Source organism: Vibrio spartinae (genome assembly GCF_024347135.1).
Lineage (GTDB): Bacteria > Pseudomonadota > Gammaproteobacteria > Enterobacterales > Vibrionaceae > Vibrio > Vibrio spartinae.
On sequence record NZ_AP024907.1, the window covers coordinates 436,589 to 459,497 of the forward strand.

Consider the following 22,909-nt stretch of genomic DNA (forward strand, 5'->3'; position numbering starts at 1 on the left):
CTCTCAAGCTTCCTTGTCGTATAACGTCCTTACTGATCATCGTAAGGCTCAATACGACTCCCCTCGATCATATATCCGGCATCAGCTACGTCACTGCTGACAGGCTCCGCTTTGAGTTTACCTACGACATAAATGACATCCCACAACTCCTGAACGGGGGCACCTTGAGGGAACTTAACATAAATAATTTGGTTGGGTGGCGGCGGTGGCACATGGATACATGCTCCGAAATAAGGCACCAGTAAGAACTCAGTGATCGTCTGATCGTCTCCTTCCAAGGGGATGACAAACCCAGGAATTTTGACATACTTCCCGTCGAGTTCTGGTCTGACAGCACCGATATGGCTCTGCTTGGCCGGTGCATTACCGTTATGATTCACGGTCGGCATTCCTTGTTGATCAAACAGTTGACGTTCTTGCTTTGGGATCAGATCCATCCAATCAAGCGTCTGCGGTTTTTGCGCCCCCCAGACTGAAACGGAGCATAGGGTCATGCACAGGAGCATGACCGATGAAAAAGTGTTTCTCATTCAATATCCTATATTCTTATTGTCATACCATCACTGAGTGATTGTCGGTAGGCTCGTAATGCGGGGACAACCCCAATCAGAATCCCGGCGAGTTGTACGTAACCTAGCAATTGCCATTCATGATAACTCAAACGGTTAAGTGTGATCATGATACCGTATTGTGCATGAATCAATGGTGCCACTATCGACATTAAGCCATATAAACCCGCCACGCCAACGAGAATGCCGGCAAAGGTTAATGTACTGGCTTCACTGATCAATAAAGCAAAGACATGCTTGGGCTGTGCACCCATGGCCCGGAGAATCGCCATCTCACGTCGCCTTTCTTGCAAGCTGGTTAACAGACTGCTGAGCATTCCCATCAGGCCGGCAATGACCACAAAGATCGATACGGCCATTAACGCTTGTTCTGCTACCGACATCATGCCCCATAATTCCTGTAAGGCAACCCCCGGGAGAATTGCACTCAAAGGTTCTTTACGATATTCATTGATTTCTCGTTGTAATGCAAATGTTTGAATACGGGATTTCAAGCCCAGATACATCGCTGTAATTTGAGTGGGTTGAAAATGTCGTTTTTCCAGAACGGTGGCATCCGGTGTTTTGCCAATATGAGCCCCTGACTCCCAACCGACATGAATCGCTTCAATGGCTCCCAGAGACACATGAACCGTTCGATCAACCGGTGTTCCTGTCGGGGCCAGGATGCCGGTGACGGTAAAGGGAAGGTGATCATGGCGGCTGAATCCGACATCACTAATCCCATGAGCAATGATAATTTTGCTGCCGATATGATAGTTGAGTTTTTTGGCGACATCGGCTCCGATGACGGTGTCGAACAGTCCGTGGAACGGCTGACCAGCCTGAAAACTCAGATGCTGTTTATGCCCGTATTGATAGAATTTAAAATAATCCAGATTCGTCCCCATGACCCGAAAGCCTTTATGGGAATCGCCCAGCGAAATCGGGACAGCCCACTTCACCGCGCGATGATGGCTGAATTCCTGAAAACTTTTCCAGTCAATATTGTTCGTGGCATTGCCGATCCGAAAGACGGAATAAAGAAGCAAATTGACTTGACCGGAGCGTCCGCCGACGATCAGATCGGTACCGGAAATCGTATTGGCAAAACTGCTTTTTGCCTGCGTTCGGATCCGTTCTACGCCCATGAGCAGAATGACCGAAATGGCCACGGTTAAAATCGTTAAGAGTGCCGTTGTTTTACGATTGAGGACGCTTTTCCACGCCAGATTCATAATGATTTTCATGTTTAGTTTCCTACCCGATTCAATTGCGGCAGACTGAGACTGCGGTTAAACATGGACTCCAGTGTGGGATCGTGGCTGACAAAGACCAAGGTTGCATTGACCTGATCGGCCTCTTCCATCAGGAGTTGAATAAAGGCACTGCGGTTATCGTAATCCAGTGCTGAAGTCGGTTCGTCAGCAATGATTAGCTTCGGTGAACCAATCAACGCCCGTGCTGCAGCAACACGTTGTTGTTGTCCGATACTGAGTTCAACCACCGGCTGATTGAGCAATTGTTCCGACATTTTTAATCCAGTCAGCAATTGATGGGCTTTGTCTTGCAAAGTACCGGCGATGTGCTCACGACGCCGTGCTGAAAAGTGACAGGGAAGCACAACATTGTCGATAACCGATAAATACGGTAGTAGGTTAAATTGTTGAAATATATAACCAATATGATCTGCACGAAAGCGGTCGCGTTGCCTGGATGGTAAATCAGATAACTCATGACCTAAGACGGAGAGTGAACCAGACTGACAGGTATTGATCCCTGTCAGGAGAGCAAGCAGCGTCGATTTGCCGCAGCCACTTGGTCCCTTGATGAATAGATGCTCACCAGCACTGACGGTCAGATGCTCAATGTCAATCGTGAGTGGCGCATCCGCAGCCCACCGAAATTGCACATTGCGGAGCTCGATGACATATTCTGATCCAGATGGTTGTGAATCCTTCATTACTCGAAATCCTCTGAGAAGGCAGGACATGTGAATGCCCTGCCGATGCGTGAAGTTTGATGCTACAAAGAGACCTCAGTCTGGTCTGGGTTCAGCTTAATGGCCGTTTGCTGACGATCCGTAAAGACATTGGTATGAATTTCATGTGAGCGTGGGAAATGGCTAAACCACTGGGTAGAGAGATGATCCAACTTTCCGCTATCCCGGCAGGTATATGTGTATTGAATTGAGAAGGCGGTATGTGTGCCATGCTCATGCTCATCACCGTCATGATGATGTTCTTCATGATGGTCTGCATCTTCATCGTGATCATGATGATGTCCGCTTTCATGGGCGCCGGCATCATGGTCATGATGTTCATGTTCATGTTCATGTTCATGTTCATGTTCGTGATCATGATGGTGAGCCGTTTGACGGACATTGCTATGTTCCAGTGTACAGCCAGCCGCTGAGTTGATGGTGATGAGGTCATCGGCTTGTTCCAGCAGTGCCATCGCTTGATCGAGCGCTTGATGCTCCTGATCCGTTTGTGGCGGATGCTCAAAACCGACGACATCCATTCCCGGTGCCGTGATTTCAACTAATAATGCATCAGCATCCTGAGCAATATTCATTTCGACAACGCCGTGAACATGTGCTTCGTGCTGACGAAAACCTTCTTCAGCTTGTGCGGATACTGCTGTTATGAGCCCTGCAAGTAGTGCAAGGTTATGTATTTTTAACATGAAAAAAACTCCGTCGTTGAGATGATTTAAATACAATTCATGATAAAACCTCGGTCTGGGGCGGTGTCCGATTGAATGCAGTGATCACTTTATTTTTGATCGTGGCCGATTTGAGAGCCGTTCCGTCTATCGTGAAAGCGGAACGGGTCTAAAAATCATGAGCCGTCTGCAAATCGTGACACAGCAAAACCTGCCTGATATATCACACAGGGTGAGGATGTCCCGAATTGAGGTTTACTGAACGACTAGCGGAGGTGAGCGCGCAAAATAAGCTAAAAACGGCAGGCTTATTCTGATGATTTCAGACGTCGGCTCGCTATATCCGTGAGACGCGATAACCGGCAGAATCAGCGCAGAAGATTGAATGGCATGGTGAATCCCGGCAAATAGCTGACAGTCATGGTGCTGATGATGCACGGCCAATGTGTCAGCTTGATGAATAATGTAAGCCGCGCTGAGCCAAAGCATCAAAAAGATGGCCGCAAGGGCAACCATCTTTCTGGGGAGACGAGTCATTGGGGGACGAATCGTTTTACTGGCAGCCAACATGGGACATCCGCAATGAATGGGAAAATGTTATAATATAACATTTTCCCACGGGTGCAAGTCTTATTCGTATCGCGGTCAGCAATCGCTCACAGTGGCATGAAGCAAACGCCTGTCCCTGCGAGTCCGCAATAACCTTCCGGATTTTTTGCCAGATATTGCTGGTGGTCACTTTCCGCAAAGTAATAAGGCCCGGCAGAGAGGATCTCCGTGGTGATTTGCCCTTTGCCCTCACTATTCAATGATTTTTGGTAGGTTTGTCGCGAATGTTCGGCGATCAAGCGCTGTTTATCATGATAAACATAGATGACTGAACGGTACTGTGTGCCGAGATCATTGCCCTGACGCATGCCTTGCGTTGGGGTGTGATTTTCCCAAAAGTAACCCAACAGTGTTTCCAGCGAAATTTGTTGCGGTTGATAAATCACCCGCACGACTTCGGCATGGCCGGTTTGACCGGTACATACTTCTTCATAGATTGGATTCGGTGTATATCCGCCCGAGTAACCGACCGACGTCGAAATGACACCGGGAAGTTGCCAGAACAGTCTTTCCGCACCCCAGAAACAGCCCATTCCGAGCAATATTTTTTGTTGACCTTTTTCTGGCTCAGCCGTAAGACGGGAGTGATTCACGAAATGACTGTCTTCTATTTCAAGGGGGGTGAAACGGCCTTTCAGAGCGGTTGCTTCTGTAACCATCTGTTGTTTGTCTGACATGAGTTTACCTTTCTCTTCTTCAGGTGAAATATGAATGCTGAACCTTGAGAGCTCCGAGTGTATAAATGTAGTGCATTTTGGGTAAGGCGCGAATCCGGTTATTGTTTTCTTACGGTTAAAATTGAGCAGAACATGATGCTGTTGTACTCAATTGAGTGGAAACTGTTAACTGTCATTCCAAATGACAAGAGATAGCGCCCCCATTTCTGCGGGGGAAAATTCTAGCGGATATCTCCGTATTTTAAGGTGATTGATTCCGCATATCTACTGGATAACGGTGAACAGTCTGCATTGTCGAAGTATTGAATTGCAACAAACGATGTCTGAAATGATCAGTGAATGAAAACACGAAGTGAGTGAAACGACAAAATTTACGCAGCGCATACAGACGAATGACTTATCTACGGTTAAGATATTGTTTTGACGCTTTATCCGGTGACGTTACATAACGGTTGTATGAGACAATATTTTTCATTTTTTGGGTTACTGTTTGGGCTGTGTTTCTCAGCTGTATCTGCGGAACGTCAGATATCCCTTTCCATCGATGGGCTGGACGGCGATTTGTATGACAATGTCGAGGCCTATCTATCGTCTATTTCTCCCAATGACTATGCCCCGAGTTTACGGTTTCAGGCCCGTCTCGAAGACGATGTATCACAGGCGTTACAGGCGCTTGGCTACTACCATCCGGTGATTCGTTTTGCATTCAATCAGGAAGATGCCGAAATCACGATTCATGTCGATCCCGGTCCGCCGACACGAATCGATGCTGTCGATATTCAGCTTTTGGGAGATGCCCAGCAAGATGAGTATTTTCAGCGTGTCGTACAAGCCAGTCCGCTGAAAAAAGGTGAGATTCTCAATCACGCTGATTATGAACAGCTGAAATCCCGGCTCCAAAGTCTGGCGCTAGAGCGCGGCTACTTTAACGCGAAGTTTGCCAAAAATCGTTTAGAAATTTTGCAAGCTGACAATCTGGCCCGGGTGGTATTGCATTTTGATAGTGGGCACCGCTATCGTTTCGGCAGGACCATTATGGTGGGGAGTCAGATTGAATCGGAGCGAGTCGCGTCGTTACAGACCTACCGACCCGGAGACCCATATCTGGTGTCTAAAGTCGGAGAGTTTAATCAGCGTCTCGCAAGTACCGATTGGTTTTCTTCGGTGTTGGTCGAACCGGATTTGAGTCAGTTGGATACACAGCAAGATTTACCGATGCATGTGACCTTGACACCGGCCAGTCAAAATCAGATTGAAACGGGGGCCGGGTATTCAACAGACGTCGGGCCGACGGTGTTACTGAAGTGGAATAAGCCTTGGATGAATAATAAGGGGCATAGTTTCAGTAGTCGTTTCTCATTATCAAATCCGGAACAGCTCGTGACAGCGAGTTATAAAATCCCCTTGGAAGATGTGTTGAATCAGTATTATGAGCTTCAGTACGGTCTGAAACGGGTCGATAAGTTGGATACGAAAAGCATTGAATCGAACCTCTCGATTGAACGGCATTGGCGCTTGTCGAATGGTTGGCACCGGACGCTATTTACACGTTATCTGATTGAGAATTATGAATTGGGAACACTGGATGACGTTGGACAATTTGTTTTGCCGGGGATTACATTTTCTCGGACTCGGGTTCGTGGTAAGCGCTTGCTTACTTGGGGTGATAAAGAAACTCTGACGTTAGAATACGGGAATAAAAATTTGCACTCAGAAACCGATATTTTGAGAATTCGAGCGGGGACGTCGTGGATTCGGACTTATGAGGAACGCCACCGCGGATTATTCCGCTTGAGAGGCGGCGCCAATTTGGTCGATGATTTTAATCAGGTTTCGCCATCGCTGAGATTCTTTGCCGGGGGCGATAACAGTATTCGCGGTTATTCGTATGAATCGATCTCACCGAGAGATGCAAAGGGAGCGCTGAGCGGTGCAAAATATCTTGCGACGGCATCGCTGGAGTATCAATACAATCTCTATGATAATTGGTGGGCGGCACTGTTTTACGATTATGGGGATGCATTCAACTCGACACCGAACTGGAAAAGAGGCACTGGCGTTGGTGTGCGGTGGGTTTCCCCGATAGGGCCGGTTCGTCTTGATTTAGCCTGGGGGCTGGATTCAACCCCGGGCGATGAATTCCATATTCACTTCACACTGGGACCGGATTTATGATTCGGTTTGCGTTGCGTACCAGTCAATGGTTGATCATTGCCATCGTATTGCTGCTTGCACTGCTGATTACATTGACGGGGGTTCTGCTGTACACGCCTGCGGGGTTACATCTGGCGGTCTCCGGAGCTGAGCGGTTTGTCCCCGGTTTGCAGATCAGCCGGGCAGAAGGGATCTTAGCCGGGAAACTGAATTTATATGATGTGGTATACCAAGATTCGCAGACTCAGATGAAACTGCAACTGGAACACGTCGGATTGTCGGTCCGCAGTCGTTGTTTGTTTCAGCCGGCTCTGTGTCTTGATTCTTTGACGGTCCGCCATGTACAGGTTTCAATCCCGGAAAATGGCGCATCTTCTGAGCCGAATAAGGATACGTCGTCGCCCAAACTGCGCCTTAGTTTGCCGATTCCCCTCTCTGTCACTCATTTTTCTCTCGAAGATGTCACGTTGGTCTTACCGCAAACACGGCTTCAGTGGCAGACGTTAAAGGGTGGGTTGTCGTGGTATCGAAGCCGTCTGACACTGGATAAAGTGGCCTTACAACAGACGACGATTGATGTCGAATCGGCACCGGAAGCACAACCGACGGCAACGACGTCATTGGCGAATTTTACCTACCCGGCGATGACATTGCCCGACATATGGATTCCGCTGGATATCCGTGTGAATCAGTTCCGGCTCAATGACATGCAGATTCGCAGTGAAAGTGATAGTGGAAGTGCTCGTGAAAGCAAAAGCAAACATGAGATTGAGAAACTGCACTTATCCGCACAGGCATATCGTCACCGGATTCGAATCGAACATTTCGATGTGACAACGCCGGAAATTGCAGCAGATGGTCATGGCAATATCACGTTATCTTCAGATTATCCACTGGATATCCACCTCAATTCGGTACTGCATTTGCCGGAAATTCAGGGGCAGCGTGTGACTGCTGCAGTCGGTGGCAGTCTGGCAAAAATGCAGCTCTCCGCCACATTGGCTGAACGGGTTCAGGGAAGCATTTCTGCGCAGCTTGAACCGCTTTCTGCCGGGTTGCCGTTCAATATTGAGATTGACGATCTGGCCGGGCAGTGGCCTTTGTCGGGGGATGCACAATACCAGCTTGATCTTGGACATCTGAATCTTGAAGGACAACTCAACCAATATCGACTCGCCATACAAGGGTTGGTGCACGGCAAAGCGATCCCCTCGACTCAGATTGATGTTTCGGGTCAGGGAACACTGACTCAGTTTGACCTTTCAGCATTACAAGTCAAAACGCTCAACGGGGTGATTACAGGGCAAAGTCAGTTGGCGTGGCAAAAAGCATTCACGTTGGGTTCACAGTTATCATTCCGGCAGATTGAACCTCAGGCACAGTGGCCTGAGGTGTCGGGGAAATTGGATGGGCAGATCGATCTTAGGGCATCGGTGTCCGGGCCGAAATGGCAGCTCGATGTGACTCACCTTGAACTGAATGGGGAATTGCAACAATACCCACTGCATGTGTCCGGTCCATTGACGGTTTCCGGTGAGACAGAGGGAAACCAGATCCAAGCCATGACCCCGGCACTGGTTGTTGCTCATGGTAAAAATCAGCTTCAGGTCGAAGGGACTTTAGACCAACGCTGGGATATGAACGTGCATATCTCTGTCCCTGATTTGTCGAAAAGCCTCCCGGAGGGGAAAGGCAATATCCAAGGGGATATCCGTTTACGAGGCAACTTGCGTCATCCCGAAGCCGAGGTGTCACTGACCGGTACACAACTTCAGTGGCAAGATTTAATCCAAGCCAACGATTTCTCTCTGCATGGCAAAATCAGTGATTTGAATCAGGGACATGGCGATGTCGTCCTGAATTTGCAGCAGGGGCGCTATCAGCAATATATCTTGAAAACCGTTACCTTAAGCGGGCGTGGAGACTTATCTCAACACAAGTTGACTCTTGATGCAGATACATCGGAAGGGCGTGTGCAGCTTGAGGTTTCCGGCTCGACTGACCGTGCATTTCAGCGCTGGCAAGGGACGCTGGCGCGTGCCACGTTCTCGCGAGAAAAACATCAACTGACGCTCCAGTCTCCAGTGCAAATTGATTTGCTGCTATCAGAGCAACAATTGAGCATTCAGGCGCATTGTTGGCAGGATCAATCTTCTTCTCTGTGTCTTGATAAAGACATCACGATTAAGCCATCGTCAGGTCAGCTTCATGTGTCATTGCATCAGCTTGATTTAGCTCGCTTAGCCTATTTGTTGCCAGAAGAAACAACACTGAAAGGACGTGTCGATGCCGAGGCGTTTCTGAAATGGGCTCAAGGAGAGGACCAACAGTTATCTCCTAAAGCTGAACTAACCGTGCTTGTCGAACAAGGTCAGTTACAGCAGCAGATTGCCATGAAACCTTTGGTGGTGGCATGGCAGCAGATGACATTGCAAATGGATCTCAAAGACAATCATCTTTCTGCTACCGGTCAGATCGATCTGGCCGAACATGGTGCGCTTGACTTGGCGGTGAAGATTCCCGATATCAAGCAGCAACAAAAACAAGTGACGGCAAATATCGATATCAATCGGTTGGATCTGAGTCTGATGCAATCCCTGTTAGGGGATTATAGTGAGTTTCATTCTATCGCTGACGGGCACCTGAAAGTTCATGGTGATCTGTTACATCCTCAGGTCACGGGAAAACTGGCTGTCAGTCAAATTCAGTTGCAGGGGGAAGTGACCCCGGTCGATATTCAGCAAGGGAATATCGAGGTTCAGTTTAAGGGATATCAGGCTCAGCTTGCGGCTTTGGTGAAGACTCCTGAAGGCGAATTACATCTTTCAGGGGATGCTGACTGGACGAGACTCGACGACTGGGCGGTTCATTCCCGGCTATATGCTGATGGGGTTGATATCGATTTTCCTCCCTACGTGAAGTTGACGGCGATCCCGGATATGACGCTGACACTGACCCCGGAAATCGCAAGCGTTGCAGGCTCGATCGAGTTACCTGAAGGTGAGATTACCGTTGATAAACTACCGGACAGCGCGGTTAAGGTCTCTCCCGATCAGGTCATTATCCAAGATGCTCAAACGGTCAAGCAGACGCAATCGCTGCCGTTTAATCTGGAAAGTAAAGTGACGGTGAAGATCGGTTCAGGTGTTCGGCTGTCAGCCTTCGGACTGAATGGGAAGCTGCAAGGCGAACTGAGAATTTCACAGCGAGACAATACGCCATTCATGACCGGAGAAGTCAATATTCTGAACGGGACATATCGTTCGCTGGGTCAAGATTTGGTCATTCAACAAGGCAAAGTCATTCTGAATGGGCCGATCAGTCAGCCTTATGTGTCGATTACCGCCATCCGTAACCCGGATAATATTGCCGATAATGTCACGGCTGGGATCAAAGTAAACGGACCGGCAGACAATCCGTCCGTGTCGGTCTTTTCGGAGCCGGCGATGGCGCAGGCGAATGCACTCTCTTACTTAATTCGCGGACAAAACCTCGATGCAGAGTCGAATAATGGCGCATTGACGACGAGCCTGATTGGTTTGAGTCTTGCCCAGAGCGGGAAATTGGTCGGAGAGATCGGTCAGGCATTTGGTGTACAGGAGCTCCAGTTAGATACATCCGGCTCGGGAGAACAGTCTCAGGTCACGGTTAGTGGTTATATTTTACCGGGATTACAAGTGAAATATGGCGTTGGTATTTTTAACTCTGTTGGTGAGTTTACGGTGCGTTATCGCCTGATGAGTGATTTGTATATTGAAGCGATCTCCGGACTGACGAGTACCATGAATGTCTTGTATCAGTTTGAGTTTAATTAAAGACAGCGTGATGACTGAATGTCATCCATCAGTTTTCATCGTGAAAGATAGAGCCATGTTGCATGATTTCTGTGGCGAGAGCGTCTATGGTTAAATATGTCGCAGTGAAAGTATGAAGTCAGACTCAGATAAACGTGATGAGAGAATAAACAAGGAGTGTTTATGCAGCAGCATTTAGTGTTTGTCTACGGGACGTTGCGAGATGGAGAAGATAATCACTGGTATCTGGGAGAGAGCCCGATGCTGGGATATTACGAAACGCCACCGGAATTTTCCCTGTATGACCTCGGACCTTATCCGGGGTTAATTGAAGGACATCAGTCGGTTATGGGTGAGATCTATGTCGTGGATGATCAAACCTTATCCGATTTGGATGAATTGGAAGATGTGCCTGTTGAATACCGCCGTGAGCAGATTGAAACGCCCTTTGGGATGGCTTGGATCTATTTTTATCAGGATATATCTAAGTTAAGTCAGGCAATCGCATGCGGAGATTGGTGTCAGCGGATCTGAGCTTATGGCTCAATTGGCTTCTGTCTTCATATAAAGAAAAGGAGAGATGCTCATCTCTCCTTTTGCTTCAGTCAACAGACGAATTATTTATTTTGTGCGCGATCATAAGAGGATAGGATCTCTGCGCGAGCTGATGCGGCATCTTCCCAGCCATCAACTTTTACCCATTTGCCTGACTCAAGCTCTTTGTAGCGTTCGAAGAAATGCTTGATTTGTGCTTTCAGCAGCTCAGGCAGATCATTGACATCCTGAATATGGTCATATTCTTTGGTTAGTTTTGAGTGAGGTACGGCAACAACTTTTGCATCTTCACCGGATTCATCCGTCATTTTCAGCACACCGACAGGACGGCAGCGAATGACTGCACCGGGAACCAGCGGATGAGGTGTCGGAACCAGCACGTCAACCGGGTCACCATCTAAAGAAAGCGTATTGTTTACATAACCGTAGTTACATGGGTAGAACATCGGTGTAGACATGAAGCGGTCTACAAATACAGCACCAGACTCTTTGTCTACTTCATATTTGATTGGATCAGCATTTGCCGGGATTTCAATGACGACATAGATATCATCAGGCAGAGACTTACCTGCTGGTACGTTATTCAAACTCATGAATGTATTCCTTACTATTTAGCGGACGTTTTTGAAGAGTCTATTATTATTCACTTCACCGTTGAACGCAAAAAGTGTTGATCACTGAACCGTGACGGGACAAGAAAAAGCGCCCGAAGGCGCTTTATAGAGAGACTTAGTTGTCTTGATGGGCTTCTAGAAATTCCTGAAGCTTGGTGACCATGTTCTTTGAACCGACAAAAAATGGGACACGCTGGTGTAATTCTTGTGGATCAAGGTCAAGCACCCGCTTCATGCCATCTGTCGCAATACCGCCGGCTTGCTCCATCAGGAATGCCATGGGATTACATTCGTAGAGCAGGCGGAGTTTACCTTGTGGGTGACTGAGAGTGCTTGGATACAGGTAAATACCACCTTTGAGTAGGTTACGGTGAAAGTCTGCAACCAGCGAACCGATATAGCGTGAGGTATAAGGACGATTATCTTCCGGCACGTTTTCCTGACAGTGTTTAATGTATTTTTTTACCCCGGTCGGGAAACGAATGTAGTTACCTTCGTTAATCGAATAGATTCTGCCGTCTTCCGGGATCATCATATTCTCATGGGAGAGACAGAACGTGCCTAAGGACGGGTCGTAAGTAAATCCGTTGACGCCATTTCCTGTGGTGTAGACCAGCATCGTGGAAGAGCCATAAATCACGTATCCGGCGGCGACCTGTTTATTGCCCGGTTGCAGAAAGTCTTCTGCTGTCGGTGTGGTACCAATCGGAGAGACACGGTGGTAAATCGAGAAAATTGTCCCGACCGATACATTTACGTCAATATTGGTTGAGCCGTCAAGCGGGTCCATCAACACGACATACTTAGCATTCTTATTCAATTCTTTATTGAATATGATCGCTTCGTCTTCTTCTTCACTGGCGACACCGCAGACTTGGTCTCTGGCTTCAAGCGCAGCTTTAAACTTCTCGTTGGCGTAAACATCGAGTTTTTGTTGATCTTCGCCCTGAATATTTTCTGTCCCGACCGCTCCGGTAATATCGACGAGTCCCGCTTTGTTGATTTCTCGGTTGACGATTTTTGCTGCCAACCGTATAGAAGCAAGAAGGGAAGAGAGCTCTCCGCTTGCGTGAGGAAAATCGGTTTGTTTCTCAACAATGAATTCTCCTAAGGTTCTCATCTCTGACATGTTATTTCCTTGAAAAGCGATCATGAATACTTGCCATTACTCTGAAAGACAGCAAATTGGCATTATGCGACTGGGCGAACCCCTCTAAATAAGATTCTATGATCCAGATCTTATTTAAGGTAATAAAGTAACTGACTCAGATCTCATTTTTCATACAAGATGCCGACAACCGTGAATTCTGCCAGACTGAGGGTAAAATCTCTGTCGGATTATTGATTTCCGGCTCGCTTTTATGATGTGAATCATGATAATGAAGGGCAGTAAGATGAGCGAAAATCAGAGCAGAGGATTGAGGGATTCATGCACATACATATACTCGGAATTTGTGGCACATTTATGGGGGGCGTCGCGACGCTGGCCCGCCAGATGGGACATCGGGTCACCGGTTCCGATGCCAATGTTTATCCACCAATGAGCACGTTGCTGGAATCTCAAGGCATTGAAATTATAGAGGGTTTTGATGTTGGACAATTGAATCCTCGTCCGGACTTAGTCGTGATCGGGAATGCACTGAGTCGGGGTAATCCCTGTGTCGAGTACGTCCTCAATCATCGTCTGCCATATACATCCGGCCCCCAGTGGTTGAGTGAATTTTTGTTGCGGGAACGCTGGGTACTGGCAGTGGCCGGAACACATGGTAAAACCACCACGGCCAGTATGTTGAGCTGGATACTGGAATACTGCGGCTATCAGCCCGGTTTTCTGGTCGGTGGTGTGCTCGGTAACTTCGGTATTTCTGCCAGACTGGGTGAAAGTGACTTTTTTGTCGTCGAAGCCGATGAATATGACAGTGCTTTTTTCGATAAGCGATCTAAGTTTGTTCACTACCATCCGAATACGCTGATCCTGAACAATTTAGAGTTCGATCATGCTGATATCTTTGACGATCTTGAGGCGATTAAGAAACAATTTCATCATTTGGTCCGGACGGTTCCCGGCATTGGTCGTATCCTTTCTCCTCTGGATGATCCCGCTTTAAATGATGTTTTGGAACAAGGATGCTGGAGCGAGCAAGAACTTTGCGGCGAGAATGCAAACTGGAATGCAACGAAATTGGAAAAAGATGGATCTTCATTCCAAATTTCATTCGATGGGGAAACGGTTGGTACTGTGTCATGGGATTTGATCGGCGATCATAATATGCATAACGCCATCATGGCTGTTGCGGCTGCCCGCCATGTCGGTGTTGTTCCGGTGATGGCTTGTGAAGCGTTGGGGCAGTTTATTAACACGAAACGTCGTCTGGAACGGCGTGGTGAGGTGCATGGCGTGACGGTTTATGATGATTTTGCCCATCACCCGACAGCTATCCAACAAACCTTAGCGGGGCTGCGTGCGAAAGTTGGCTCGCAACGTATCCTTGCGATACTGGAACCTCGCTCGGCAACTATGAAAATGGGCGTGCATAAGCAGGTACTAGCTGATGCACTGGCTCAGGCTGACATGGTATTCGTTTACCAGCCAGAAGAACTGACATGGCCGGTTGCTGATGTGGTTGCACAATGTCACCAGCCGGGCTACGTGGCCGATGAGATTGACGCTTTAGTGCAACAAGTGGTTCAGGTTGCGAACGCCGGGGATTCGATTCTGGTGATGAGTAATGGTGGTTTCGGCGGTATTCATGACAAACTGCTGTTGCAGTTGGAAAGGGGCGATCATGCGTGATCTTCAGCGAGAAAAAGCCATTACGTTAGCTTGGACGGGTGCTTCCGGTGCACCTTACGGATTACGCTTGCTCCAGTATTTGTTAGCAGCGGATTATCAGGTTTATCTGTTAATCTCGTCAGCAGCGAGAGTGGTACTGGCGACGGAGCATGGTTTGAAGCTTTCCGCTGCACCGGACAAAGCCCATCAGACCTTGGTTGATCATCTTCACTGTCGCAGTGAGCAGTTGGTTGTGTGTGGCAAAGAAGACTGGTTTTCTCCGGTTGCTTCCGGTTCGTCTGCGCCAAAACAGATGGTGGTTTGTCCTTGTTCTGCCGGTAGTGTGGCTTCGATTGCTTATGGCATGTCAGATAATTTGATTGAGCGCGCGGCTGATGTGGTGATCAAAGAGAAAGGACAACTGTTGCTGGTGGTGCGGGAAACACCGTTTTCAACCATACACTTAGAAAATATGTTGAAGCTGTCTCAGGCCGGTGTGACGATTATGCCGGCTGCGCCCGGATTCTATCATCAGCCAGCGTCGATCGATGATCTTGTCGATTTTATGGTCGCGCGGATTCTTGACCATCTGGGGATCGCGCAGACCGTGGTACCGCGCTGGGGGTATCAGCATTGAATCATCAGTAGCACATTGATTCAATCCACAGTAAACTTATCCGCACTCATCGGGGAGCTTCCGTGACGAATAACCGATTCGGTCTTTTGTCATGGTGCTGAGATTGGGCGATTGCCCGGAACCCGCAATGACCTGAACCAGATAATGCTGGCGTAGGAATTGAGTTTGGTCTGCCCTTTGAGGACAACCTCAACCCTGTGCCGCTCGTATCAAGGAGAGCGAGCCGTGACAATGAACAATTCTAAAGCCTCGATTTATGCAGGCATCTTCATCTTGAGTTTAACGACTGGATTCGTACAGGCTCAGTCCCCTGAACTGACCGTGTATACCTATGATTCTTTTACCTCGGAATGGGGCCCCGGCCCTGCGATTAAGCAAGCATTTGAGGCGCGCTGCGACTGCAAGCTGAATTATGTGGCACTCGATGATGGCGTATCGATTCTCAACCGTTTGCGGCTTGAGGGAAGTCATAGTCAGGCGGATATTGTTTTGGGGCTGGATGACAGTCTGATGGCAGAGGCGAAAAAGACCGGTCTGTTAGCCAAGCATCATGTCGATACTGCGGCATTAACGTTACCCAATGGCTGGCATGATGATGTCTTTGTTCCTTACGATTATGGTTATTTTGCCTTTGTTTATCGTCAGGATTTACTGCCCAACCCACCCAAGAGTCTCAAAGCACTGGTTGAGCAATCCCCTGATTTGAAAATTATCTATCAGGATCCCCGGACATCAACCCCCGGTCAGGGGCTTTTGCTGTGGATGAAATCCGTCTACGGTGATCAGGCCGCTCAGGCTTGGCAACAACTGGCGAAGAAAACGGTCACGGTGACCAAAGGTTGGTCTGAAGCCTATTCGATGTTTCTGAAAGGCGAGTCGGATATGGTTTTGTCGTACACCACCTCACCGGCGTATCATCAGGTTGCAGAACAGGATGATCGATATGCTGCGGCTGAATTTTCGGAAGGACATTACATGCAGGTCGAAGTGGCCGCAAAATTAGCAGGGAGTCCGCATCAGGCGCTTGCCGATCAATTTATGCAGTTTATGTTGAGTGATGAGTTCCAGTCGGTTATCCCGACGACGAACTGGATGTATCCGGTGACATCAGTCACTCTGCCGGACGCTTTCCGTCACCTCTCTGTACCGGAAAAAACATTGCAGTTTTCTGCAACGCAGGTTGCAAAAAACCGTAGACATTGGATTCGTGAATGGCAAACAGCGCTGACTCAGGCACGGTAGCAGAGACGGTGATTGTTCAACGGGCTCCCCGCATCGGGATTTGGATCGCCGCTGGGGTAGTGGCCTTTATTCTGAGTGCCTTCGGGGCATTACTGGTGCATGCCTCCGGGCTTGAACTGACCGCGGTACTGAGTGACCCTTATTATCTCCATGTCACGCGGTTTAGTTTTTATCAGGCATTGCTATCCACATTGCTGAGTGTGATTCCGGCGATTCCGGTTGCCTTGGCGTTGCATCGTCGTGCTTTTCCCGGCCGCAATTTTTTGATCAAATTATTTTCGACCACGCTGGTGATACCGGTGTTAGTCGGGGTCTTTGGGTTGCTGGCTATTTATGGGCGTAGCGGTTTTTTAGCCAGTGTACTGCATACATTGCATCTGGATTTCAGTTTTTCAGTCTACGGTCTGAATGGCATCTTGCTGGCGCATGTGTTTTTTAATCTGCCATATGCCAGCCGGCTGTTTTTACATTCGCTGGAAATGATTCCGCGAGAGCAGACTTTATTAGCCTGTCATCTGGGAATGACCCCATGGCAAATATTTCGTTATGTTCACTGGCCGCGAATTCGTCAGCAGATGCCTCATGTGGCCGGATTGGTCTTCATGCTGTGCTTTACCAGCTTTGCCACCGTGATGGCCTTGGGCGGCGGGCCGCAGTCTACAACGATCGAACTGGCTATCTATCAGGCGATTAAGTTTGATTTTGATCTGCGTGCCGGTGCCATACTGGCTTTATGGCAAATGTTACTGTGTGGCTTGTTGGCTTTTATGCTGCAAAGCATCACGAAAACTATCAAGGTGGGGAGTCAGGGCGACTCTCCCCGGCAGCCTTTATTCCGCGATAGTGGTCTGGCGCGTTACTGGGATTGTGGCTGGATTGTCGGTTGTGGTGTGTTGGTGCTGCCGCCGCTGGTGATGGTGCTCATTTCCGGAATCAATTCACATCTGTGGCCCGTGCTGAGTGGTACGGGTTTTTGGCAGGCATTCGCCAGCTCTTTACGCGTTGCCGGCGTTGCCGGCTCACTCGCGCTGGTCGCTGGCATTGGCGTCTTGCTGACAAGCCGGCGTTGGCGACTGAATCGGCAACAGCGACGTGCCGATATGCTGGAAACAGTCGGCATGATGGTGTTAGTCACACCGGGTCTGGTGATCAGTACCGGACTCTTTCTGCTGTTACGTGCTTTTACCAATGCGTTTGATTTTGCCTATGGGGTCGTGGTAGCAGTCAATGCCATGATGGCTTTACCTTATGTGATTAAAACCTTACAACAACCGTTGTGGATGTTGGCGCAACAGTATCAGTCTCTGTGTGACAGTCTGGGAATGCGGGGATGGCGTCGTCTTTGGCTGGTGGAGTGGCGAGCCGTGAGAAAACCGATTATTCATGCGTGGGTGATCAGCTTTTTGGTGGCGATGGGGGATTTGAGTGCTATTGCATTATTCGGCAGTCAGGATTTCAGAACCTTGCCTCTTTATCTTTATCAGTTACTGGGAAGCTATCAGATGGAATCGGCCGCGGTAGTGGCAAGTTGTCTGTTGCTCATCAGTCTCGGATGTTTTTTTATCGAGGAACGTCTGTTCCGGTACGGGGAGTCTAGCAATGCTGACACTTGATCAGGTGCGTTATGAATATCAGCAAGAGTGGTTTGATTTCTCGCTCTCAGTGCCTCAGGGCAGTATTTGGGCCTTGATGGGGCCGAGCGGTGCCGGGAAATCGACGTTGTTAAGTCTGGTCGCCGGGTTTATTGCCCCGAAGTCCGGTGATATTCGGGTCAATGATCAGTCTGTGCTGTCGTTGCCACCGTATGAGCGACCATTCTCGATGTTATTTCAGGAACATAATCTTTTTTCGCACTTGTCTGTGCGTGACAATATCGGGCTGGGGTTGCATCCCGGCTTAAAACTGACGCGTCAAGACTGGGACAAAGTCGTTCATGCGGCGCATCAGGTGGGCATCGAAACGTTGTTAGACCGACGACCGGAGCAGTTGTCCGGCGGGCAAAGGCAGCGCGTCGCATTGGCACGTTGTTTTGTGCAGGAACGTTCACACTGGTTGCTGGATGAGCCTTTCTCAGCGTTAGATCCGATTTTACGGGCAGATATGCTGGCTTTGGTCAGACGTTTGGCCAACGAGCGGCATATCTCGGTTTTAATGGTCACCCATCATGTCAGTGATGCTAAAAATATGGCCAGCCATTTTGCTTATATCGATGACAATCATGTGCAGGTGACAGGGGATATTGAGTCGTTGGGTGAATCACATTCAAGTGAGTCGCTGAATGCATTTATCCGCGCGGGAAATGGCTAGGGGCTGTTGACCCTAATGATAACGTCATGCCTTCATCAGGACATGACGCTTCGAATTGAAATTATTGGTCGTCTTCTTCCAACGTTTTCAGCAGTTGAAAGATCTCTCTGGCAGATTTTGATGATTTGCCGCTCTGCTGTTCTTTTTTCGCCTGACGAACCAGATGACGCAATTGTTGACGGTCTACTTCAGGATATTTTTCAATGACGGCATTGATGGCCGTGTCCCCTTCCTCAATCAATTGATCCCGCTGTTGTTCCAGACGGTGGAACGCGGCGGTTGCCTGCGCATGTTTGTTGCGGTATTTATCCAATGCAGCCTGAATCGGTTCCACATCGATATGACGCATCAAACGACCAATATACTGAAGTTGTCGTCTTCTCGCTTCATTCTTAAAGCGTTGCGCATCTTTGATTGCCTCGGCAAGCTCCGTTGGTAACGGGAACTTTTCCAAAGAGGCCGGCTTGAGTTCAACCAGCGCTTCCCCGAGTTGTTGCAACTCAATCATGTCATTCTTCATTTCGGTTTTACTCACCCAAATGATCTCTTCTTCTTCTTCCCAGGGAGCTTTTTGATTTTTGCGCGCCATAGTCTCTAACTTATCTGCTTATCAATGTCCGTTATTTTAGCAAGAATCGTGGGGAGAACGAGCATTTCTTGTTATGCTATCGAAATAGTTTCAAGAAGAGACATCAGTTATGAATGTAAAACAGCAAGTTGCACAACAGCGTAGTGAACTTGAAGCTGCGGTCGCGAAAGCTTTAGAGCTTGCATCGTCACAAGCGGACGCCGCAGAAGTGGCGATTACCAAGAGTACGGGGCTCAGTGTTTCAACCCGTTTTTGTGAAGTCGAGAATGTCGAGTTCAACAGTGATGGTGCCTTGGGGATTACAGTGTATCGGGGACAACGCAAAGGCAGTGCTTCGACATCAGATCTGAGTGAATCAGCGATTCAGCAGACTGTACTGGCTGCATTGGATATTGCTCATTATACCTCTGAAGACCCGTTTGCCGGCCCGGCGCCCAAAGAATTGATGGTGACAGATATTCCGGATCTGGACTTGTTTCACCCTGATGAACCGAATCCGGATGAGGCTGCCAGCATTGCGATTGCCGCAGAAAGGGCGGCACTGGACTACAGCACCAAGATAAAACAGAGTGATGGCGCGAGTTATGACAGTCACTACGGTGTGAGAGTTTACGGAAACAGTCATGGTCTGCTCGCCAGCTATGCCTCCAGCCGTCACAGTATCAGTTGTTGTGTGATTGGGCAGGGTGAACAGGAGCGGATGGAGCGAGATTATAGCTATACCATTGCACGGCATAAAGATGATCTGTGGACTCCTCAGCAAGTCGGTCAGCTTGCGGCCGAACGAACTGTGAGTCGGTTGGATCCGCAAAAACTGAAAACCGGTCATTATCCGGTGATGTTTGCACCAGAAGTTGCCACAGGTTTGATTGGTCATTTCGTGATGGCGATCTCCGGCGGCAATTTGTATCGTAAATCGTCATTCTTGTTGGATCATTTAGGCGAGAAAATTTTCCCGGACTGGTTCTCAATTGCAGAGCGGCCTCATATTCTGCGTGGGTTGGCTTCCAGCCCGTTTGACAGTGAAGGGCTGGCAACACGGGATCAGGACATCGTGACTGATGGCGTATTAGGAACTTACTTGCTCTCCAGCTATGCGGCAAGAAAGCTCAATATGACCCCGACCGGTCATGCCGGCGGTATTCACAACTGGTTTGTGAAATCTTCCGGTGAACAGAACTTCAAGCAGATGCTGCAAGCAATGGGCACCGGCTTTTTAGTCACAGAAGTGATGGGGCAGGGCGTCAATATCGTTACCGGCGATTACTCCCGTGGCGCTGCCGGATTCTGGGTTGAAAATGGCGAAATTCAGTTCCCAGTCTCTGAAATTACCATTGCTGGTGGGTTGAAGGATATGTTCAGCCAGATTGTCGCTGTCGGGAATGATGTGGATGTCCGTTCTCAGGTTCAGATCGGTTCTATTCTGATTGAATCGATGAAAGTCGCCGGAGAATAGCCATTGCTCTTGGCCAAACCTCACGTTGACAGAGAAGCGAGCTGAATAGCTCGCTTTTTAATTACTGCCATAACTATCAATGCCTGATAGTTATTTTGAGTAAAATATCACGAGTCATAACAATGGGACGTAACGTTTTGAATTGTTGTGTTAATTTATAGCAAATTTTTTCCGGTTCTCCTTTATGGTTTTCAGCGCAGTCCCGTGTATGCCGCTGAACGAATCATCGACGTTGTCGATAAGGAATAAAGTGATGCTATCCCCTCAAGAACGCGCAGCAATCAAACAAGATATTCAATCCAACCAGCATGAAATCTACGTCATCTCTTTTGAAGAGATGGATAATATTGTGAAATCTTCACCTCATGCTTATTCGAAGACCGTGAAAGATACCTGGAAGAAACTCAGAGTCAGAGCTGGAGACGGGGTAAACTGGTATGCTACGGCTGATGATAGCCTAACCCTTGTCAAACTGATTAGTGATTTGGGCGGTATTGGTACCAAAGCTTATATAAAGACCTATGGTGGTAAACCACATATTATTTTAAAGGGTAATCCTCGTCTGAGAACTGTGCTGACTGGGACAAAATATGGGGTGAACAATGCCAAGGTCGTAACAATGGGTTTAGGAAAGGCGGCAGCAATCAGCGGTGCGAAAGCTGGTGGTGTACTTTCTGTTATTTTAATGAGTGCCTATCGAATTGCCGATTATGTTTTAACCGATGAAATCACTTTATCTCGATTAATTGGCTCTTTGGCAACCGATGTGGTGAAGATTGGGATTGTTACTGGGGCTTCTATTGCTTTTGCTTGTGCTGCCGGGGGACTTACTTTTGCGATAGGACCTCTTGCCGTTGTTGTTGCTGTCGGTATCTTTGGTAACCTAGCTCTAGGTTATTTGGATGATTACTATGGTATTACAGATAAAGTGGTTGCTGCTTTAGATGAGATAAGTAATGGGATTAATTCATATACCTATAGAGCGAAACATCAATTTGAAGATAAAATGGTTCAAACAATGGGAACGGTGATTGATTATATATTAGATTCGGCTGAACAAATGGCCATCGATTTTGCTAAACATTCAATTGTTCGGTTTTTATCTCCACGGCCGAGAGCTTATTGATAATGAAAGGGAAAACCAATATTCTTAATTTAATTTTTGTTTCATTGCTCTCTACTGCTTTAGCTATATTTGGTTTTGTTTATTTTTATTCAGCCTCAAATGATTTGTTTCACAGTATCAATAACTTGTCTCCGGTTATTCAGTATCAGCGTGGTGCTATGTATGGTTTGGGTGGTGGTATTTCATTTTCTTGCCTGGTGATTACTTTTTCTATTCTTATTTTTTATAAAAAAATTCCATTTAAAATAGAAAAGAAACTCATGAAAATATTTTTTACTGGGCTCGTGTTAATGTTAGTTGTTCCTGTTTTAACCGGGATTATAATACCTCATATTATTGAAGGGAAGGGCTATCAACGCTGTGAAAAAGCAGAACGCCGAGCATCGTGGCCAATATTTCGTATTCATATCTATACCGATAATCGACAAGTCTGTGAACAATTAATCGAAGAAAAGCAACAATCCGGCAGATATTAACGAAAGGACTGAATCAATGCTGTATTCAGTCTGTTTTTTAACAGCGATTATGTTCTCTATAACAATAGATCGATTTGATGAAAAAGAGACATAATCATTTTCATGATAAAAAGGTTGGTTTTTATGGCGCACATCGCATACATGACAATTAATGGGGAAAAACAGGGCTTAATTTCCAGCGGATGCAACACCAAAGATTCAATGGGAAATAAGTATCAGGAATCTCATGCCGATGAAATCACAATTCTTTCTTGTGATCATCATATGGCGAAAGCTCCGCATCAACATGGTAAAAGTCATGCCCCCATCCGTATGATTAAAAATATTGATAAATCGAGCCCGCTGCTATCTACAGCATTTGCCCGGCAGGAGCACCTCGATTGTGTGATTCATTTTTATCGTACCAATGAGCAGGGCTATAACGAAAAGTTTTATTCGATTGAACTCAAAAAAGCGATTATCAGTGGGATGAGTTTTGCGCTGCCACATACTGTCCATGCGCACCAGGAAGAGATGCATGAGGTGATTGAATTCAGTTATCAGGAAATTACCTGGCAACATAGTATTAGCGGGACGATGGGGTTTGATAATTGGGATCAGGGCGGTTGGAGTGCGTAATTTCACATCTTAGATTGAAGTGGCTGTAAGGCCACTTCGTTCGCTAAAAGAGCACAATACCGTAAAG

21 protein-coding genes and 1 riboswitch are annotated in these 22,909 nt (G+C 47.7%); of the genes, 12 read left to right on the plus strand and 9 right to left on the minus strand.

Annotated elements, in window-relative coordinates; genetic code table 11:
* Positions 1-29: 29 nt before the first annotated feature.
* From OCU60_RS01950 to msrA, 6 genes are all read right to left on the minus strand, one after another.
* Complete coding sequence (locus OCU60_RS01950; RefSeq protein WP_074372364.1) at positions 30-506, minus strand: DUF3299 domain-containing protein; 477 nt, start codon at positions 504-506, stop codon at positions 30-32.
* 32 nt (positions 507-538) lie between these two features.
* Positions 539-1,798, minus strand: a complete 1,260-nt coding sequence (locus tag OCU60_RS01955) for an ABC transporter permease (protein WP_074372113.1) — start codon at positions 1,796-1,798, stop codon at positions 539-541.
* 2 nt (positions 1,799-1,800) lie between these two features.
* Positions 1,801-2,511: an ABC transporter ATP-binding protein gene (locus tag OCU60_RS01960; RefSeq protein ID WP_074372112.1), complete on the minus strand. Its 711-nt coding sequence runs from the start codon at positions 2,509-2,511 to the stop codon at positions 1,801-1,803.
* A gap of 62 nt (positions 2,512-2,573) precedes the next feature.
* Entirely contained in the window at positions 2,574-3,236 is a 663-nt protein-coding gene (zrgA, locus tag OCU60_RS01965) for a zinc uptake protein ZrgA (protein ID WP_074372111.1), read from the minus strand.
* A 234-nt stretch (positions 3,237-3,470) separates the two neighbouring features.
* Positions 3,471-3,785: a DUF2607 family protein gene (locus OCU60_RS01970; protein WP_083602590.1), complete on the minus strand. Its 315-nt coding sequence runs from the start codon at positions 3,783-3,785 to the stop codon at positions 3,471-3,473.
* Positions 3,786-3,871: 86 nt separating this feature from the next.
* Entirely contained in the window at positions 3,872-4,501 is a 630-nt protein-coding gene (gene msrA / locus OCU60_RS01975) for a peptide-methionine (S)-S-oxide reductase MsrA (RefSeq protein ID WP_074372110.1), read from the minus strand.
* 456 nt (positions 4,502-4,957) lie between these two features.
* Here msrA and tamA point away from each other — a divergent pair, with 456 nt between their 5' ends.
* From tamA to OCU60_RS01990, 3 genes are all read left to right on the plus strand, one after another.
* Positions 4,958-6,676, plus strand: a complete 1,719-nt coding sequence (tamA, locus tag OCU60_RS01980; RefSeq protein ID WP_074372109.1) for an autotransporter assembly complex protein TamA — start codon at positions 4,958-4,960, stop codon at positions 6,674-6,676.
* Positions 6,673-10,470 (plus strand): autotransporter assembly complex protein TamB, encoded by a 3,798-nt coding sequence (gene tamB, locus OCU60_RS01985; protein ID WP_074372108.1) that lies wholly within the window; start codon positions 6,673-6,675, stop codon positions 10,468-10,470. The genes tamA and tamB overlap by 4 nt, the downstream gene beginning before the upstream one ends.
* 162 nt (positions 10,471-10,632) lie before the next feature.
* Positions 10,633-10,983 (plus strand): gamma-glutamylcyclotransferase family protein, encoded by a 351-nt coding sequence (locus tag OCU60_RS01990; protein ID WP_074372107.1) that lies wholly within the window; start codon positions 10,633-10,635, stop codon positions 10,981-10,983.
* 83 nt (positions 10,984-11,066) lie between these two features.
* Here OCU60_RS01990 and ppa read toward each other — a convergent pair whose 3' ends face one another.
* Together ppa and fbp are read right to left on the minus strand one after the other, a co-directional pair.
* Positions 11,067-11,597 (minus strand): inorganic diphosphatase, encoded by a 531-nt coding sequence (gene ppa, locus OCU60_RS01995; protein ID WP_074372106.1) that lies wholly within the window; start codon positions 11,595-11,597, stop codon positions 11,067-11,069.
* A gap of 136 nt (positions 11,598-11,733) precedes the next feature.
* Positions 11,734-12,747 carry a class 1 fructose-bisphosphatase gene (gene fbp / locus OCU60_RS02000; RefSeq protein WP_074372105.1) on the minus strand — a complete coding sequence of 338 codons (1,014 nt, stop codon included), beginning with the start codon at positions 12,745-12,747 and terminating at the stop codon, positions 11,734-11,736.
* A gap of 300 nt (positions 12,748-13,047) precedes the next feature.
* On the opposite strand from fbp, the gene mpl reads away from it, so the two are divergent.
* The 5 genes from mpl to thiQ all read left to right on the plus strand — a co-directional run bounded on the left by mpl (position 13,048) and on the right by thiQ (position 18,577).
* Positions 13,048-14,412, plus strand: a complete 1,365-nt coding sequence (gene mpl, locus OCU60_RS02005; RefSeq protein ID WP_074372104.1) for a UDP-N-acetylmuramate:L-alanyl-gamma-D-glutamyl-meso-diaminopimelate ligase — start codon at positions 13,048-13,050, stop codon at positions 14,410-14,412.
* On the plus strand, positions 14,405-15,028 hold the full coding sequence (locus OCU60_RS02010) for a flavin prenyltransferase UbiX (RefSeq protein ID WP_074372103.1): 624 nt from the start codon (positions 14,405-14,407) through the stop codon (positions 15,026-15,028). Before mpl ends, OCU60_RS02010 begins: the two co-directional genes overlap by 8 nt.
* A gap of 40 nt (positions 15,029-15,068) precedes the next feature.
* Positions 15,069-15,204: riboswitch (TPP riboswitch) on the plus strand.
* A 55-nt stretch (positions 15,205-15,259) separates the two neighbouring features.
* On the plus strand, positions 15,260-16,270 hold the full coding sequence (gene thiB / locus OCU60_RS02015; RefSeq protein WP_074372102.1) for a thiamine ABC transporter substrate binding subunit: 1,011 nt from the start codon (positions 15,260-15,262) through the stop codon (positions 16,268-16,270).
* A complete protein-coding gene (gene thiP / locus OCU60_RS02020; RefSeq protein WP_074372101.1) occupies positions 16,240-17,883 on the plus strand; it encodes a thiamine/thiamine pyrophosphate ABC transporter permease ThiP in 1,644 nt (547 codons plus the stop codon). The genes thiB and thiP overlap by 31 nt, the downstream gene beginning before the upstream one ends.
* On the plus strand, positions 17,870-18,577 hold the full coding sequence (thiQ, locus tag OCU60_RS02025; protein ID WP_074372100.1) for a thiamine ABC transporter ATP-binding protein: 708 nt from the start codon (positions 17,870-17,872) through the stop codon (positions 18,575-18,577). The genes thiP and thiQ overlap by 14 nt, the downstream gene beginning before the upstream one ends.
* A 61-nt stretch (positions 18,578-18,638) precedes the next feature.
* Here the strand turns inward: thiQ and yjgA are convergent, their stop codons facing one another.
* Entirely contained in the window at positions 18,639-19,166 is a 528-nt protein-coding gene (gene yjgA / locus OCU60_RS02030; RefSeq protein WP_074372099.1) for a ribosome biogenesis factor YjgA, read from the minus strand.
* Positions 19,167-19,275: 109 nt separating this feature from the next.
* On the opposite strand from yjgA, the gene pmbA reads away from it, so the two are divergent.
* The 4 genes from pmbA (at position 19,276) to OCU60_RS02050 (ending at position 22,842) form a co-directional block, all read left to right on the plus strand.
* On the plus strand, positions 19,276-20,622 hold the full coding sequence (gene pmbA / locus OCU60_RS02035; protein WP_074372098.1) for a metalloprotease PmbA: 1,347 nt from the start codon (positions 19,276-19,278) through the stop codon (positions 20,620-20,622).
* Between the two features lie 253 nt (positions 20,623-20,875).
* Positions 20,876-21,748 (plus strand): hypothetical protein, encoded by an 873-nt coding sequence (locus OCU60_RS02040; protein WP_074372097.1) that lies wholly within the window; start codon positions 20,876-20,878, stop codon positions 21,746-21,748.
* A 2-nt stretch (positions 21,749-21,750) separates the two neighbouring features.
* Positions 21,751-22,224, plus strand: a complete 474-nt coding sequence (locus OCU60_RS02045) for a hypothetical protein (protein WP_074372096.1) — start codon at positions 21,751-21,753, stop codon at positions 22,222-22,224.
* Between the two features lie 123 nt (positions 22,225-22,347).
* A complete protein-coding gene (locus tag OCU60_RS02050; RefSeq protein ID WP_021019046.1) occupies positions 22,348-22,842 on the plus strand; it encodes an Hcp family type VI secretion system effector in 495 nt (164 codons plus the stop codon).
* Positions 22,843-22,909 lie beyond the last annotated feature (67 nt).